At 71.9% G+C, this 14,633-nt stretch carries 17 protein-coding genes; 11 read left to right on the top strand and 6 right to left on the bottom strand.

Going from position 1 to position 14,633, the window contains the following annotated elements; genetic code table 11:
• Positions 1-154 precede the first annotated feature (154 nt).
• Positions 155-670 (top strand): HIT family protein, encoded by a 516-nt coding sequence (locus GA0074692_RS14815; protein ID WP_176738697.1) that lies wholly within the window; start codon positions 155-157, stop codon positions 668-670.
• Between the two features lie 144 nt (positions 671-814).
• On the opposite strand, the gene GA0074692_RS14810 is transcribed toward GA0074692_RS14815, so the two are convergent.
• Positions 815-2,971, bottom strand: a complete 2,157-nt coding sequence (locus GA0074692_RS14810; RefSeq protein WP_091644970.1) for an elongation factor G-like protein EF-G2 — start codon at positions 2,969-2,971, stop codon at positions 815-817.
• A gap of 245 nt (positions 2,972-3,216) precedes the next feature.
• Here GA0074692_RS14810 and pgsA point away from each other — a divergent pair, with 245 nt between their 5' ends.
• The 9 genes from pgsA (at position 3,217) to GA0074692_RS14765 (ending at position 10,339) form a co-directional block, all read left to right on the top strand.
• Positions 3,217-3,846, top strand: coding sequence for a phosphatidylinositol phosphate synthase (pgsA, locus tag GA0074692_RS14805; protein ID WP_091644968.1), 630 nt, complete (start codon positions 3,217-3,219; stop codon positions 3,844-3,846).
• A 148-nt stretch (positions 3,847-3,994) separates the two neighbouring features.
• On the top strand, positions 3,995-4,948 hold the full coding sequence (locus GA0074692_RS14800; RefSeq protein ID WP_091644966.1) for a phosphatidylinositol mannoside acyltransferase: 954 nt from the start codon (positions 3,995-3,997) through the stop codon (positions 4,946-4,948).
• A gap of 107 nt (positions 4,949-5,055) precedes the next feature.
• Positions 5,056-6,216: a glycosyltransferase family 4 protein gene (locus tag GA0074692_RS14795; RefSeq protein ID WP_091644963.1), complete on the top strand. Its 1,161-nt coding sequence runs from the start codon at positions 5,056-5,058 to the stop codon at positions 6,214-6,216.
• Positions 6,217-6,298: 82 nt separating this feature from the next.
• The gene (locus GA0074692_RS14790) at positions 6,299-6,817 is read left to right on the top strand and encodes a hypothetical protein (protein WP_091644961.1); all 519 of its coding nucleotides are present in this window, start codon (positions 6,299-6,301) and stop codon (positions 6,815-6,817) included.
• Positions 6,818-7,043: 226 nt separating this feature from the next.
• Positions 7,044-7,961, top strand: coding sequence for a pyridoxal 5'-phosphate synthase lyase subunit PdxS (gene pdxS, locus GA0074692_RS14785; protein WP_091644959.1), 918 nt, complete (start codon positions 7,044-7,046; stop codon positions 7,959-7,961).
• Positions 7,962-8,022: 61 nt separating this feature from the next.
• Positions 8,023-8,628 (top strand): pyridoxal 5'-phosphate synthase glutaminase subunit PdxT, encoded by a 606-nt coding sequence (gene pdxT, locus GA0074692_RS14780; protein ID WP_091644957.1) that lies wholly within the window; start codon positions 8,023-8,025, stop codon positions 8,626-8,628.
• A 300-nt stretch (positions 8,629-8,928) separates the two neighbouring features.
• Positions 8,929-9,678: a YebC/PmpR family DNA-binding transcriptional regulator gene (locus GA0074692_RS14775; protein WP_091644954.1), complete on the top strand. Its 750-nt coding sequence runs from the start codon at positions 8,929-8,931 to the stop codon at positions 9,676-9,678.
• A 57-nt stretch (positions 9,679-9,735) separates the two neighbouring features.
• Positions 9,736-9,948 (top strand): type II toxin-antitoxin system VapB family antitoxin, encoded by a 213-nt coding sequence (locus tag GA0074692_RS14770; protein ID WP_091644952.1) that lies wholly within the window; start codon positions 9,736-9,738, stop codon positions 9,946-9,948.
• 118 nt (positions 9,949-10,066) lie between these two features.
• Positions 10,067-10,339, top strand: coding sequence for a PIN domain-containing protein (locus GA0074692_RS14765; protein ID WP_091644950.1), 273 nt, complete (start codon positions 10,067-10,069; stop codon positions 10,337-10,339).
• A 19-nt stretch (positions 10,340-10,358) separates the two neighbouring features.
• Here GA0074692_RS14765 and GA0074692_RS14760 read toward each other — a convergent pair whose 3' ends face one another.
• Positions 10,359-10,559, bottom strand: a complete 201-nt coding sequence (locus GA0074692_RS14760) for a hypothetical protein (RefSeq protein WP_141725287.1) — start codon at positions 10,557-10,559, stop codon at positions 10,359-10,361.
• 266 nt (positions 10,560-10,825) lie between these two features.
• Between GA0074692_RS14760 and GA0074692_RS14755 the strand changes: the two genes are divergently transcribed.
• Positions 10,826-11,392 (top strand): GNAT family N-acetyltransferase, encoded by a 567-nt coding sequence (locus tag GA0074692_RS14755; RefSeq protein ID WP_091644945.1) that lies wholly within the window; start codon positions 10,826-10,828, stop codon positions 11,390-11,392.
• 97 nt (positions 11,393-11,489) lie between these two features.
• On the opposite strand, the gene GA0074692_RS14750 is transcribed toward GA0074692_RS14755, so the two are convergent.
• The 4 genes from GA0074692_RS14750 to GA0074692_RS14735 all read right to left on the bottom strand — a co-directional run bounded on the left by GA0074692_RS14750 (position 11,490) and on the right by GA0074692_RS14735 (position 14,446).
• A complete protein-coding gene (locus tag GA0074692_RS14750) occupies positions 11,490-12,206 on the bottom strand; it encodes a class I SAM-dependent methyltransferase (protein ID WP_091644942.1) in 717 nt (238 codons plus the stop codon).
• 256 nt (positions 12,207-12,462) lie between these two features.
• Positions 12,463-12,879 (bottom strand): nitroreductase family deazaflavin-dependent oxidoreductase, encoded by a 417-nt coding sequence (locus GA0074692_RS14745; RefSeq protein WP_091644940.1) that lies wholly within the window; start codon positions 12,877-12,879, stop codon positions 12,463-12,465.
• Between the two features lie 281 nt (positions 12,880-13,160).
• Positions 13,161-14,108 (bottom strand): permease prefix domain 1-containing protein, encoded by a 948-nt coding sequence (locus tag GA0074692_RS14740; RefSeq protein WP_091644938.1) that lies wholly within the window; start codon positions 14,106-14,108, stop codon positions 13,161-13,163.
• On the bottom strand, positions 14,108-14,446 hold the full coding sequence (locus GA0074692_RS14735; protein WP_091644936.1) for a PadR family transcriptional regulator: 339 nt from the start codon (positions 14,444-14,446) through the stop codon (positions 14,108-14,110). Before GA0074692_RS14735 ends, GA0074692_RS14740 begins: the two co-directional genes overlap by 1 nt.
• Between the last annotated feature and the right edge of the window lie 187 nt (positions 14,447-14,633).

Here is a 14,633-nt window from a genome sequence, read left to right as displayed (position 1 = left end):
TTAATCTGGCCCCGGGCGGTTATGGCGGCATAGGTGGCCATATATCATGTGGCGATGCCCTGGTCCGAAGGCGGCGCCGGGTCATCCGGGTATGCCCGGTCGGGACCGTAGGATCGGTGGCGTGGCAGGGGTGGAACGGCACACGGACAGCGGCATGGCCGACAGCCTGGAGCGGCTCTGGACTCCGCACCGGATGACCTACATCACCGGCGAGGACCGGCCCGAGGGCGGGTACGAGAAGCCCGCCGGCTGCCCGTTCTGCCAGGCCCCCGGGCTGGCCCGGGAGCAGAGTCTGGTGGTGGCCCGGGGCACACACGTCTTCGCGGTGCTCAACCTCTACCCGTACAACCCGGGCCACCTGCTGGTCTGCCCGTACCGGCACGTCGCCGACTACACCGAACTCGACCTGCCGGAGACCGCCGAGCTGGCCGCCTTCACCCAGACCGCGATGCGGGTGGTCCGCGAGGTCAGCAACGCCCACGGGTTCAACCTCGGCATGAACCAGGGCGGCGTGGCCGGGGCCGGGATCGCCGCCCACCTGCACCAGCACGTGGTGCCCCGGTGGGGCGGCGACGCCAACTTCATGCCGGTGATCGGGCGGACCAAGGTCCTGCCCCAGTTGCTCACCGACACCCGTGACCTGCTCGCCAAGTCGTGGCCGGCCGCCTGACCGCCCGCCGGCCGCCTGACCGCCCGCCGGCCGCCTGACCGCCCGCCGGTGGCGTTCGGCCGGTCGGCGGGCGGGGTCAGGATGCGTGCGGCGTCCGGCCCGGTCGGCGGGGGCAGGAGGCGCGCGCGGCCTCCGCAGGCGGGGTCAGGAGGCGTGCGTGGGGCGGACCCCGTCGGCCAGGTGGGCGGGAAGCTGCTCGTAGCGGGCGAACGAGCGGCGGAACGTGCCGGTACCGGAGGTCGTCCCCCGCAGCTCCACCGCGTACCGCAGCAGCTCGGTGGCGGGCACCTCGGCGCGGACCAGCGTACGGTCCACCCCGGACGGGTCGGGCTCGGTGCCGAGCACCCGGCCGCGCCGGCCGGAGAGGTCGCCCAGCACCGCGCCCACGTACCGGTCGGGAATCTGGACGACCACCTCGTCCACCGGCTCCAGCAGGACCACCCCGCCCTTCTCGGCGGCGTCGCGCAGGGCGAGGGCCCCGGCGGTCTGGAACGCCGCGTCGGAGGAGTCGACGCTGTGCGCCTTGCCGTCCACCAGTGTCACCCGCAGGTCGACCGTCGGGTATCCGGCCGTCAGACCCCGCTCCATCTGGGCCCGGACGCCCTTCTCCACGGACGGGATGTAGGTGTGCGGTACCGCGCCGCCGACCACCCGGTCGACGAACTCGAACCCCGTGCCCCGGGGCAGCGGCTCCACCTCGATGTGGCAGACGGCGTACTGGCCGTGCCCGCCGGACTGCTTGACGTGCCGGCCGTGCCCGGTGGCGGTGGCGGCAAACGTCTCCCGCAGCGGCACCCGCACCGGCTCGGTCTCCAGGTCGACGCCGCCGCCGCGCAGCCGGTCCAGCACCACGTCGGCGTGTGCCTCGCCCATGCACCAGAGCACCAACTGGTGGGTCTCCGGGTTGCGTTCCAACCGCAGGGTCGGATCGCCGGCGACCAGCCGGGCCAGGTTCCGGGCCAGCGCGTCCTCGTCGGCCCGGCTGCGCGCGGCGACCGCCACCGGCAGCAGCGGTTCGGGCATCTCCCACGGGGCGACCAGCAGTGGGTCGTCCTTGGCGGAGATGGTGTCGCCGGTCTCCGCGCTGCCCGACTTGGTGATCGCACAGACGTCTCCGGCCACGCAGTACGGCACCTCCCGCAGCGTCGCGCCGAGCGGGCTGTAGACGTGCCCGACCCGCTCGTCGGCGTCGTGGTCGGGGTGTCCGCGCTCGGCCAGGCCGTGCCCGGACACGTGGATGGTCTGCTCCGGCCGCAGGGTGCCGGAGAAGACCCGGACCAGGGAGACCCGACCGACGTGCCGGTCGACGGTGGTCTTGACCACCTCGGCGACCAGCGGCCCGTCCGGGTCGCAGGTCAACGGCGGCCGGGGCGAGCCATCCACCCCGGTCACCGCCGGCAGGGCGTGTTCCGGCGGCGACGGGAAGGCCGCGGTCAGCACCTCCAGCAGGACATCGAGGCCCACCCCGGTCTGCGCGCAGACCGGCACCACCGGATAGAAGTGGCCCCGGGCGACCGCCTTCTCCAGATCCGCCACGAGGATGTCGGTGCCGATCTCCTCGCCCTCGAGGTAGCGGTCCATCAGGGTCTCGTCCTCGCTCTCGGCGATGACCCCCTCGATCAGCTCGTTACGGGCCTCGCCGATGGCCGGCAGGTGCTCCGGGTCGGGCTGCCGGATGGCGGCCGGCAGCCCGGCGGTGTAGTCGAAGACCCGGCGGGTGATCAGCCCCATCAGCCCCACCACCGAGATCCCGTCGTCGCCGAGCATCGGCAGGTAGAGCGGGAGCACGTTGTCGCCGAAGACCCGCTGGCACAGCGCCACCGCCTCGTCGAAGTCGGCGCGCGGGTGGTCCAGCCGGGACACCGCCACCGCGCGGGGCATGTCGACGGCCGCGCACTCCTCCCAGAGCGCGGCGGTGGCCGCGTCCATGCCGTCGACGGCGGAGACCACGAACAGGGCGGCGTCGGCGGCGCGGAGCCCGGCACGCAGTTCGCCGACGAAGTCGGCGTAGCCGGGGGTGTCCAGGAGGTTCACCTTGACGTCGTGGTGCAGCAGCGGCGCGCAGGCCAGGCTCACCGAGCGTTGCTGGCGTACGGCGGCGGGGTCATGGTCGCAGACCGTGGTGCCGTCGCCGACCGTGCCGACCCGGGTGATCGTGCCGCTGGCCGCGAGCAACCCCTCGACCAGGGTCGTCTTGCCGGCCCCGGAGTGGCCGACCAGCACCACGTTGCGGACCCGGCGCGGCTCGTCGGCCACCGGCGCGGCGCCGGTGGAACCCTTCTCGTGACTCCTCTGCGCCATGGGGCGCACCTCCCTCAGCGGTGGTGTGGTGGCGACCGCCGCGTGACGGGAAACGGCCCGGGCGGGTGCGCGGCGATATCCTCCGGTGGACTGCTGCGTTCCGGGAACGTGGGGGTGGGCGGGTGAGCTGGCTCACGTCCCTGCCTCGATCTCACACCCGTTACCGATCCGACACAACCTCGCCGGGCGGGTCGCGACCACCGGCGGTACCACCCGCACCGGTGGACCGTTATCGTGGGACCGCCATGGCGAAGATCTTCCAAGTGTCGGCCCGAGCGGGGATGACCCGTGTCGTCGAGCCCATCGCACGCACCTTCCTCCGTGCGGGCATCACCCCCAACGCGGTCACCGTCGCGGGCACCGTCGGGGTGCTCGTCGGCGCGCTCGGGTTCGGTGCGCGCGGCCACCTGGTCACCGGGGCCCTCATCGTCACCATCTTCGCGCTGACCGACCTGCTCGACGGCACGATGGCCCGGATGAGCGGCGGCTCCACCACGTTCGGCGCGTTCCTCGACTCCAGCATGGACCGCGTCGCCGACAGCGCGGTCTTCGGCGCGGTGGCCTACTACCTCGCCACCCAGGGTGACCGGGGCGGGGTGGCCGCGGCGCTGATCTGTCTCGCCGCCGGCGGCCTGGTCTCCTACGTCAAGGCGCGGGCCGAGGGACTCGGCATGACCTGCAACGTGGGCATCGCCGAACGGACCGAGCGGCTGCTGATCGTCGGGGTCGGCGGACTGCTCACCGGGCTCGGCGTCGACCGGGCCCTGGTGGTGGCGCTCTGGCTGCTCGCCGCCGTGTCGGTCTTCACCGTCGGCCAGCGGATGGCGCACGTCTACCGGCAGGCCCAGCGGGCCCGGGCGGGCGTGTCGGGGTGACCCACCCGACCGGCGCGCCTCGCCGTCGTGCCCGGATGGCCCCTGCCGTCCGGGCGGTCTCGGCGGTCCCGGTCGCGGCGACCCCAGCGCTCCCGGTCGCGGTGGGACCGGTCCTGGCGGACCCCGCCGACGCCCCCGGAGCACCGGCGTGAACCTCGCCGAACTGGGTTACGTCGCCGGGTGGCGGCTGGTCCGCGCGCTGCCCGGACCGGTTGCCGCCGCGCTCTTCCGCGCCGGGGCGGACCGGGCCCACCGGCGCGGCGGCGCGGGGACCGCCCGACTCGCCGCGAACCTGCGCCGGGTGGTCGGCCCCGAGGTGCCCGAGGCGGAGCTGGCCGAGCTGGTGCGGGCGGGACTGCGTTCCTACGCCCGGTACTGGCTGGAGGCGTTCCGGCTGCCCTCGCGCAGCCGGGAGCAGATCCTCACCGGCTTCCGGCTGACCCACGGCAAGGAACTGCTCGCCGCCGACGTGGCGTCCGGCCGGGGCGCGGTGATCGCGCTGCCGCACGCCGGTAACTGGGACGCTGCCGGAGCCTGGGTCGCCGCCCAGGGCTGGCCGATCACCACGGTCGCCGAACGGCTCCGGCCCGAGGCGGTCTACGAGCGCTTCCTCGCCTTCCGGCGCGGCCTCGGCATGGAGATCCTGCCCACCCACGGCGGCGAACGGCCCCCCTTCGAGATCCTCGTCGAGCGGCTGAACGCCGGGCACGTCGTGCCGCTGTTGGCCGACCGGGACCTCTCCGCCCGGGGCGTGGAGGTCACCTTCTTCGGCGGGCGGACCCGGATGCCCGCCGGACCGGCCCTGCTCGCCCTGCGCACCGGCGCACCCCTCTACGTCGCCACGATGTGGTACGAACCGGACGCGGCGTGCACGTCCATCGAGGGGCCGCTGGAGCTGCCCGACCCGGCCAGCGGCCCGCTCGACCAGCGGGCCCGGCTGCTGACCCAGCGCATTGCCGACGGACTGGCGGCGGGCATCGCCCGCCATCCGGAAGACTGGCACATGTTGCAGCGGATGTGGCTGGACCAGGACGGCCCCGGAGACCCGTCGCCGCGGCCCCGGCGGGAGAGCCGGCCCCCGGCGGCCTCCGGACCGGTCTGACGGTACGGCCCCGGGGAGAGCGTGAGAGCGAGGCGGCAGGTGCGGCGAGCCGGAGTGCGAGGAGCAGCGGAGCGGAGCCCCGCGGCAGTCAACGAAAGGCCCCAGCTGTGCGGATCGGCATCGTGTGCCCGTACTCCTTCGACGTACCCGGCGGCGTGCAGAACCACGTCGTTGACCTCGCGGAGGCGCTGATCGGCCTCGGGCACGAGGTGAGCGTGCTCGCTCCCGCCGACGAGGACTCGCCACTGCCGCCGTACGTGGTGTCGGCCGGCCGGGCGGTACCGCTGCCGTACAACGGCTCGGTGGCCCGGATCGCCTTCGGGCCGGTCTCCACCGCCCGGGTCCGGCGCTGGATCACCCGGGGCGACTTCGACGTCCTGCACGTGCACGAGCCGCTGACGCTGAGCCTGTCGCTGCTGGCCGTACTCTCCGCCCGGGGACCGGTGGTGGCGACCTTCCACACCGCGATGACCCGTTCGCGGGCGCTCGCCGCCGCCCAGGGCGTGCTCCAGATCGTGCTGGAACGGATCACCGCCCGCATCGCGGTCAGCGCCCTCGCCCGCAAGGTGCAGGTCGAGCACATGGACGGCGGCGCGGTGGAGATTCCGAACGGGGTTACCGTGGCTCGGTTCACCGGCGCGGAGCCGCTGCCCGGCTGGCCGGGGGAGTGCGGTCCGGGCACCGGGGGCACGGTCGGCTTCCTCGGCCGGTTCACCGAGCCGCGCAAGGGGTTCCCGGTGCTCCGGGACGCCTTCGTCGAGCTGGCCCCACGCCGGCCTGGCCTGCGGCTGCTGGTCGCCGGTCCGGGCGAGGCCGACGACCTGTACGACCGCATCCCGCGTGACCTGCGGGACCGGGTGACCTTCCTCGGCCTGGTCTCCGAGGCGGACAAACCGCGCATGCTGCGCAGTGTGCACCTCTACGTCGCGCCGAACACCGGCGGCGAGTCGTTCGGCATGATCCTCACCGAGGCGCTGGCCGCCGGCACCACGGTGGTCGCCAGCGACCTGGACGCGTTCCGCCGGGTGCTCGACGGCGGGCGGGCCGGGCAACTCTTCCCCACCGGGGACCCGGGCGCGCTGCGCGACGCGATGGCCGCCCTGCTCGACGACCCGGCCCGGCGGGCGGAACTGACCGCCTGCGGCGACCAGGTGGTGGCCACCTTCGACTGGCCGGTGGTCGCCCGCCGGGTCCTCGAGGTGTACGCGGCGGCCATCGAGGCCACCGACGGACGGGTGATCGACCAGGAGTGGGTGGGGCTGGGCTGAGCGGCGGTGACGATGGTGCGCGGGTGGCTCAGGTGACGACGGCCGCCGCGCCCGGGCGGACGAGAACGGGAGCAGCACTACGATGCCGGGCATGTGGTGGGTGGTGGGCGCGGTCGCGGTCGTCGTGCTGGTGTCGGCGTACCTGCTCTGGACGGCTGCCCGGGTCCAGCGGCTGCACCTGCGTGCGGAGTCGGCGGCCCGGGCTCTCGACGCCCACCTGCTGCGCCGCGCGGCCGCCGCGGCGGTCCTGGCCGAGCAGCGGTACGGCGTGGAGCTCTACGCCGCCGCGCGGATCGCCCTGGACGCCGGGCCCGACGAGCGGGAGGTCGCCGAGAACGACCTCACACGGCAGTTGCGGGCGGTGCCGTTCGACCCGGCGGACCCGGCCGGCGAGGCGGTGATCGCGGCGAGCCGACGCCTGGCGCTGGCCCGGCAGGTCCACACCGACCTGGTCCGGGACGCGCTCACCGCCCGCCGCCGGCGGCTGGTCCGCCTGCTCCGGATGGCCCGCCGGCACGACCGGCCGCGCTACTTCGACGTGGACGACCCCACCCTGGCCCCGCCGGTGGACGCCCCGACCAGCGGAGAACCGGCCGCCTGAGCGGGCCGGAGCTGCGGTGACGGGCTGCCTGAGCGGGGCGGAGCGGAGCCGGCCGCCTGAGCGGGGCGAAGTTGCGGTGACGGCTGTCTGACCGCGGCCGTTACGCGGTGACGACCGTCACAGAGCAGGCCACCCGGGGCTTGATTGGCTGTCGGACCGGTGTTGGACCGCACGTAGCATTTTCGTGACCCAGCACCTCCCCCGACACGCCGAGGAGCGATCACCCGTGTCCGAATCCACCACCCAGCCCGCCACCGCCACGCCCGTCGTCGGCACCGCCCGCGTCAAGCGCGGCATGGCCGAGATGCTCAAGGGCGGCGTGATCATGGACGTGGTCACCGCCGAGCAGGCCAAGATCGCCGAGGACGCCGGCGCGGTCGCCGTCATGGCCCTGGAGCGGGTGCCCGCCGACATCCGCGCGCAGGGCGGGGTCTCCCGGATGAGCGACCCCGACATGATCGACGGCATCATCAACGCCGTCTCCATCCCGGTCATGGCCAAGGCCCGGATCGGCCACTTCGTCGAGGCGCAGATCCTCCAGTCCCTCGGCGTCGACTATGTCGACGAGTCCGAGGTGCTCACCCCGGCCGACTACGCCAACCACATCGACAAGTGGGCGTTCACCGTCCCCTTCGTCTGTGGCGCGACCAACCTCGGCGAGGCGCTGCGCCGGATCACCGAGGGCGCGGCCATGATCCGCTCCAAGGGTGAGGCCGGCACCGGTGACGTCTCCAACGCCACCACCCACATGCGTAAGATCCGCCAGGAGATCCGTCGCCTCCAGACGCTGCCGACCGACGAGCTGTTCGTCGCGGCCAAGGAGCTTCAGGCCCCGTACGAGCTGGTCAAGGAGATCGCCGAGACCGGCAAGCTGCCCGTGGTGCTCTTCACCGCCGGCGGCATCGCCACCCCGGCCGACGCGGCCATGATGATGCAGCTCGGCGCGGAGGGTGTCTTCGTCGGCTCGGGCATCTTCAAGTCCGGGAACCCGGCGCAGCGGGCCGCGGCGATCGTCAAGGCCACCACCTTCCACGACGACCCGGACGTGCTGGCCAAGGTCTCCCGGGGCCTGGGCGAGGCGATGGTCGGCATCAACGTCGACGAGATCCCCCAGCCGCACCGCCTGGCCGAGCGGGGCTGGTGAGCGTGAGGAGCGAGCCGGGGTTGCGAGCCCCGCAGTCGCGAACAGGGGCGGCTTGGTGAACATGGGCGGGCCCATCATCGGGGTGCTCGCGCTCCAGGGTGACGTCCGCGAGCACGTACACGCCCTCATCGGCTGCGGCGCGGACGCCCGCCCGGTCCGCCGCCCCGAGGAACTGGACGCGGTCGACGGGCTGGTCATCCCCGGCGGGGAGTCCACCACGATCAGCAAGCTCGTCGACATCTTCGAGATGCGCGAGCCGATCGACAAGCGGATCGCCGCCGGCATGCCGGTCTACGGCTCCTGCGCCGGCATGATCATGCTGGCCCGGCAGGTGCTCGACGGCCGTCCCGACCAGCGTGGCTTCGAGGCGATCGAGATGACCGTCCGGCGCAACGCGTTCGGTCGGCAGGTCGACTCGTTCGAGGCCCCGGTGACGCTCGCCGGGGTCGAGGGGGAGCCGTTCCACGCGGTCTTCATCCGCGCGCCCTGGGTCGAGCGGGTCGGCGACGAGGTCGAGGTGCTCGGCACGGTCACCGAGGGACCGGCCGCCGGTCGGATCGTCGCCGTCCGGCAGGGCAACCTGCTGGCCACCTCGTTCCACCCCGAGTTGACCGGCGACCTGCGGCTGCACGCGTACTTCGTCGACCTGGTCCGGGCCGCCGCCTGACCGGTGCCCGGCCGGTCCGCACCATCGGCCGGGCACCGCGTCCGGGCGGTTCCCACCGCCGTTTCGGCGATGGCGCGGTGTCCCTCTCCCGGGATGCCGCGCCATTGCCGATCCGGCCCGCCGGTGGTGGTGTGACACCGACCAGGGGAGCATCGGTAGGATTGCCGCGGTTCGGCAGGGCCACCGCCCGCTGCGGCCCTCCACGCGGAGCCGACCGGCCGCCCCTGCCGCCGGCGTCGAGGTGCGTGGAGCGGGTGCGGGCAGTCGACGCAGGCGTGGGTCAACAGACGGAGGTACGAGATGTCCGGCCACTCAAAGTGGGCGACCACCAAGCACAAGAAGGCCGTCATCGACGCCAAGCGCGGCAAGATGTTCGCCAAGCTGATCAAGAACGTCGAGGTGGCGGCGCGCACCGGTGGCGGCGACCCGGCCGGTAACCCGACCCTCTACGACGCCATCCAGAAGGCCAAGAAGAGCTCCGTCCCCAACGACAACATCGACCGCGCGGTCAAGCGCGGCTCGGGCCTGGAGGCCGGCGGTGCCGACTACCAGACCATCATGTACGAGGGATACGGCCCCAACGGCGTCGCGCTGTTGATCGAGTGCCTGACCGACAACCGCAACCGCGCGGCGACCGAGGTCCGCACCGCGCTGACCCGCAACGGCGGCTCGTTCGCCGACGCCGGCTCGGTGTCGTACATGTTCTCCCGCAAGGGCGTGGTGATCGTGCCCAAGGCCGACACCAACGAGGACGACGTGATGCTGGCCGTCCTCGACGCCGGTGCCGAGGAGGTCAACGACCTGGGCGAGGCGTTCGAGGTGGTTTCCGAGCCGGGCGACCTGATCGCCGTGCGCACCGCCCTCCAGGACGCTGGCATCGAGTACGAGTCGGCCGAGTCCTCCCTGATCCCCAGCGTCAACGTGCCGCTGGACGAGGAGGGCGCGCGGAAGGTCTTCAAGCTGATCGACGTCCTCGAGGACTGCGACGACGTGCAGAACGTCTACGCCAACTTCGACGTCAGCGACGACGTGATGGAGGCCGTTGGCTGACCCACGGCGTTGATACACGCACCTCCCGGAAAATTATTTGTCCGGGAGGTGTTTTGTATGGCGAAGACTCTGTTGGACCTCGACGAGGACCTTCTTGCCGAGGCGACCGCCGCCCTCGGTACCTCCACCAAGAAGGAGACCGTGACGGAGGCCCTCAGGCAGGCGGTGGAATTCAGTCGGGAGCGTCGGCAGCGTGCGCTGGCGGACCTTCAGGAAGTCGCCGACGAGGGGGGCTTCCAGTTCGACCGGCTCGACGAGCTCGACGGGTGAGATATCTGGTTGATACGAGCGCACTTGTTCGCATGGTGCGCCGCCAGGTTGATCCGCATTGGTCTGATCTGGCGACCCGCGGCCTGATCGCCCTTTGTGACCCTGTGCTCGTGAGACCTTGACGATCGCCGATGCCAAGGCGTACGACCGGGTCGAGCGCGGCCTGCGGGACCTGTACCCCTGGGTGCCGGTTCCCGACGACGCCTCGCAGGTCGTACGGGCGGGGCGGCAGGAACTCGCCAGTCAGAGCGCACATCAGGGGTTGTCCGTGGCCGATTATCTGGTTGTCGCCACCGCCATCCGACTGAAGCTCGTGGTACTTCATCAGGACGCCGACTCCGAGACGGTGGCCAGGCTCGTGCCGCAACTCAGCGAAGAGCGGATCGGCTGACGGCGGCTGAGCCAGCCGCCTACGGTCGGTCGCGTTGGGCGCGTTCGGCGATGGCCCGCAGGGCGTGCACGAACGAGGCGAGGCTTTTGTTCGGTTCGCCGTCCAGGGCTCGTGCGGCCAGCCGGAACGGGAAGCCGATCACGCCGAGCGCCGAGATCGCCGGGGCACCGGGTGACTTTTCGTGCTCGACCCACTCGCCATCGTGGGTCCGGATGGCCACTTCACCGGTGTAGGCGCCGGTCAACGGCCACTACAGGTCGAGGCGTTCCTCGCACAGATCGCGCCGCCCTTCCGGTCCGTGTGGACCCGGGCGATGGGTGCCTGAGATGTAATCCGCTCGGCGTGTCGTGTATCTGAGCTGCCACTGTCTGCGCAGACGCAGCTTCGCCGGGGCTGACTACATCACCCTGCTCGACGCCGCGCATCAGCAGCTCGACGTGTTGTGGCGGTGTATGCAGGTGCTGGACGGGGGCGTACCCTGCCGGGGTGCTGAATCCCGACTACCCGATCCGCACCGAGCGGCTCGACCTGCGCCCCTTCACGGAGGGTGACTTCGCGGCGCTGCACGCGTACCAGTCCCGGCCGGACGTCGCCCGCTACCTGTACTGGGAGCCGTACGACGAGCAGGCGACCCGGGAGTCGCTGGCCCGCAGGCGTCGTCGTACCGTGCTCCAGAACTCCGGCGACGTGCTGAACCTGGCCGTGGTGGTCCGGGAGACCGGCCAGCTCGTCGGGGACGTGCTGCTGTGCTGGGTCAGCGTGGAGCACCGCCAGGGTGAGGTCGGGTACGTCTTCCACCCCGAGCACGGCGGCCGGGGCTACGCCACCGAGGCGGCGCGGATGATGGTGGAGATCGGCTTCGACCTGCTCGGCCTGCACCGGATCGTCGGCAGGCTCGACGCCCGCAACACCGCCTCGGCGCGGGTGCTCGAACGGTTGGGGATGCGACACGAGGCGCACCTGCGGGAGAGCGAGTTCGTCAAGGGCGAGTGGTGCGACGAGGTGGTCTACGCGATGCTCGCCCGGGAGTGGGAGAAGCACCGGCCGTCGTGACGCGGACGGTCGCCGCGGGGTTGCACGACCTGTCGGCAGCAGCCGCCCGGCCCGGCCTGCCGCCGTGTGGCCGGCCGTGCCCGGCTTCCGGTCGGACTCACTCGCCGCCGACGGAGTAGATGCTCCACGGCCAGTGGTCGCCCTTGCCCTGGCCGACCAGCGTGAAGCCGGCCGCCCGAACCACGTCGTCGTAGTCCGGCGAGTAGTAGACGATGGTGATCTTCTGCTTCCGCTGCCGGGTCGAGGCCACCAGGTTCCGCATCACGGTGTCGAAGACGGGCGGCCCGAACGGCGAGAACAGGAAGACGACCAGGTTCTCCGGGGGCACGACGAAGTCCACCGCGTCGATGGCGAGCAGTTCGATCTCATTGGTCGCCACCGGTCCGGTGTAGCGTTCCACGTTCTCCTTCGCCTGGGCGATGAACGTGGGGGAGAAGTCCACCCCGACCACCCGCTTGTACGGCTTCTCCGCCGCGAGCAGGACGACCCGGCCCTTGCCGCAGCCGAGGTCGACGAAGACGTGCTCCCGGTGGTCGATCTCGCCGACCGTCGCCATCATCCGGTCGAACTCCTGCTTGCGGGTGGGCAGGTAGTGGGAGGCCTCCTCCAGGTGCGGTCCGATCCCGTCGATGTCGGCCAGCCCGACGATGCCGTTGGTCTCGGTGCCGTACCGCTCGTCGAAGCGTTCCCGCTGCTCGTGGAATCGGATCTTGATGTACTCGAAGCTGTCGACGAGGGCCTCTTTGAGAGTGGAGTCCCGCATGGTCTGTCGGAAGATCTTCCAGTCGGTGCGGATGTCGGACAAGCTCAGCACGGTTCACCTGCTCAAGTGGGTGAAGGAGTCGGTGTGGAGTCCCGCTCACCACCCGACGACCAAGAGGTTTACCCATGATCTGGGCGCGTCCTGGCACTGTCCAGAGTGACCAGCCCTCCACCCGGTCAGGAAATGTCCGCCGGTCGGGCGGTGGCGCGATGACCGTTGTTCCCCATGTGTCGCCCCGTCCGGGCAGGTCGGACCGGTACCGGTCCGACCTGCCCGGACCTCAGGCCTGACCCGACGCGAGCGCTGGTCAGGTCCGGACGGGCGTCAGCGTGACCACCGGGATGATCCGGGTCGTCTTCGCCTGGTAGTCGGCATAGCCCGGGGCGACCTCGACGATCCGGGCGAAGGTCCGGTCGCGTTCCGCGCCGGTGAGGACGGTCGCCTCGGCCTGGTGGGTGGAGACCCCGTCCTCGACGGTGACCAGGGGATTCGCCCGAAGATTGTGGTACCAGGCCGGGTGCTGGGGCGCCCCGCCCGCCGAGGCGACGACCAGGAGCCGGTCGCCGCTGTCGGGCAGGCACCCGAGCGGGGTGGTGTGGGGCCGTCCGGTGCGGGCCCCCGTGGTGGTCAGCAGCAGGAGCCGGCTGCCGGCGAAGGGCCCGCCGACCCGTCCGCCGTTGGCCCGGAACTCGTCGATGATGGCGTCGTTGAAGTGGTTCGGCATGTCCCGTTCCTTCTTGTCCGCGTCGCCCGCCGTCAGGCAGGACGGAGCCGTCGGTGATGGTGGAGAAGAGAAGGAAACGGGGGAGAGGTGGCCCTCTCGCCGACCCGGCGGTCACGCCAGGGCCGGGAACCTCACGCGCTCGTGGCCCATGGCCGACCCGGCAGTCACGCCGGTGACTCTAGTTCCAGCACCGTGCGTCCGGGCGCCCGGGCCGGTTCCACCTGATCGGGTGGAACCGGCCCGGGTGCGAGGGGCCAGGCATGCCCCGGGCCGCGGGTACGTCAGCGGCGGTGACGGTACGCCTTGACGACGCTGTCGACGACGTCCCAGAGCACGATCAGCACGGTGCCGGCGACCACGACCGCGTTGACGGTGTCCAGGTTGTCGCCCTCGCTGAACCAGGCGACATGCTGCACCACGTCGGGGTTGAACAGCCGGTCGGTCAGGAGCAGCCAGATCACCGGCACCGCGAACGCCAGATTCAGCACCACGTTCACCGCGACCAGCGGCCAGGTCCAGCGTCCGACCCGGTACTTGACGACCTCGAAGCCGATGGTGGCGACCAGTACGGCGATCAGGAACGGCAGCCAGAAGCTCCACAGCGTCGGGTCGAGGATCGGCACGTCGCCGCCCGCGCCGTCGGAGACGAAGGACCGGTAGTGCTGCCACGGCAGGTACGCGATGACGAGCACGAGCCAGCCGATCGACGCGCCGGTGTCGGTCAGCGGGATCTGCCGGTCGACGCGCTCCTCCGGCAACCGGTCGACGGTCCACTCCGGCAGGTCCAGGGGAACGTTGAGACGCTCCAGCACCGCGAAGACCAGGGTGACCCAGAAGCAGATGTGCAGCGCGACCATGAGGGCGGCGACGATGCCCTCGCCGATCGCCCCGCCGGGGTTGCCGTCGACGGCCTCGAGCGCGCCCATGATCACCCCGACCGTCGCCGGCAGGAAGCTGAGCAGTCGCTTCAGCAGCCGTTCCCAGGCCAGGAAGTACGTGGGGCCGATGAGGTGCAACCGGCGGTCGGCGTAGCGGGCGGCGAGCTGTGCCGGGTCGCCCAGTTCGGTGAGCACCTCCCGTTCGGCGGTGGTGGTGTCCTGCCCGCCCGCCGTCCGGGCCTCGACCATGTCGTCGATCGAGGCCCGCAGCTCGGTGGCGATCTCCGCGCGCCGGGCGACCGGCACCGCGGGCAGGGTGGCGGCGAGATACCGGTCGGTCAGGGATGTCATCACTTGGTTCCTTCGATCAGCCCGGTGAGGGAGGTCTGCACGGTGGCGAGGTCGTCGAGGAGCCGGCCCAGCAGCGACTTGCCCTCCTCGCTGGTCCGGTAGAACTTGCGCGGCCGGCTCTCCTCGGTGTTCCACTCGCTGGTCAGCAGCCCCTGCTCCTCGAGCCGCCGCAGCAGCGGATAGAGCGTGTTGGCGTCGACCGGGAAGCCGTGGTCGGCGAGGCGTTGCAGCAGGGCGTAGCCGTAGTCGGGGCGGCGTAGGGCGAGCAGGCTCGCCACCACCACCGTGCCCCGACGCAGCTCCTGGAGGTGCGTTCGCAGGATCTCGTCGCTGACCATGCGTCACACGATAGTGTGTGCCACACACCATTGTCCAGCAACGCATCATCGTGTGGTCGCGCAGCAGTGTGTCGCTGGGGGATTGCCCGTCAGCGCGTCGACGGGCCGCGTGGCGGTCCGGAGGCGGGGGTCGGGCGGGGGGTTAGGGTAGGCCGACCGCCAAAGATCAGACCCGGGGGGCGCTCTG

The sequence above is a fragment of the Micromonospora pallida genome, assembly GCF_900090325.1.
GTDB classification, from domain to species: domain Bacteria; phylum Actinomycetota; class Actinomycetes; order Mycobacteriales; family Micromonosporaceae; genus Micromonospora; species Micromonospora pallida.
The sequence above is the reverse complement of the archived record's forward strand: the minus strand, read 5'-3'. Positions and strand labels throughout refer to the sequence as shown.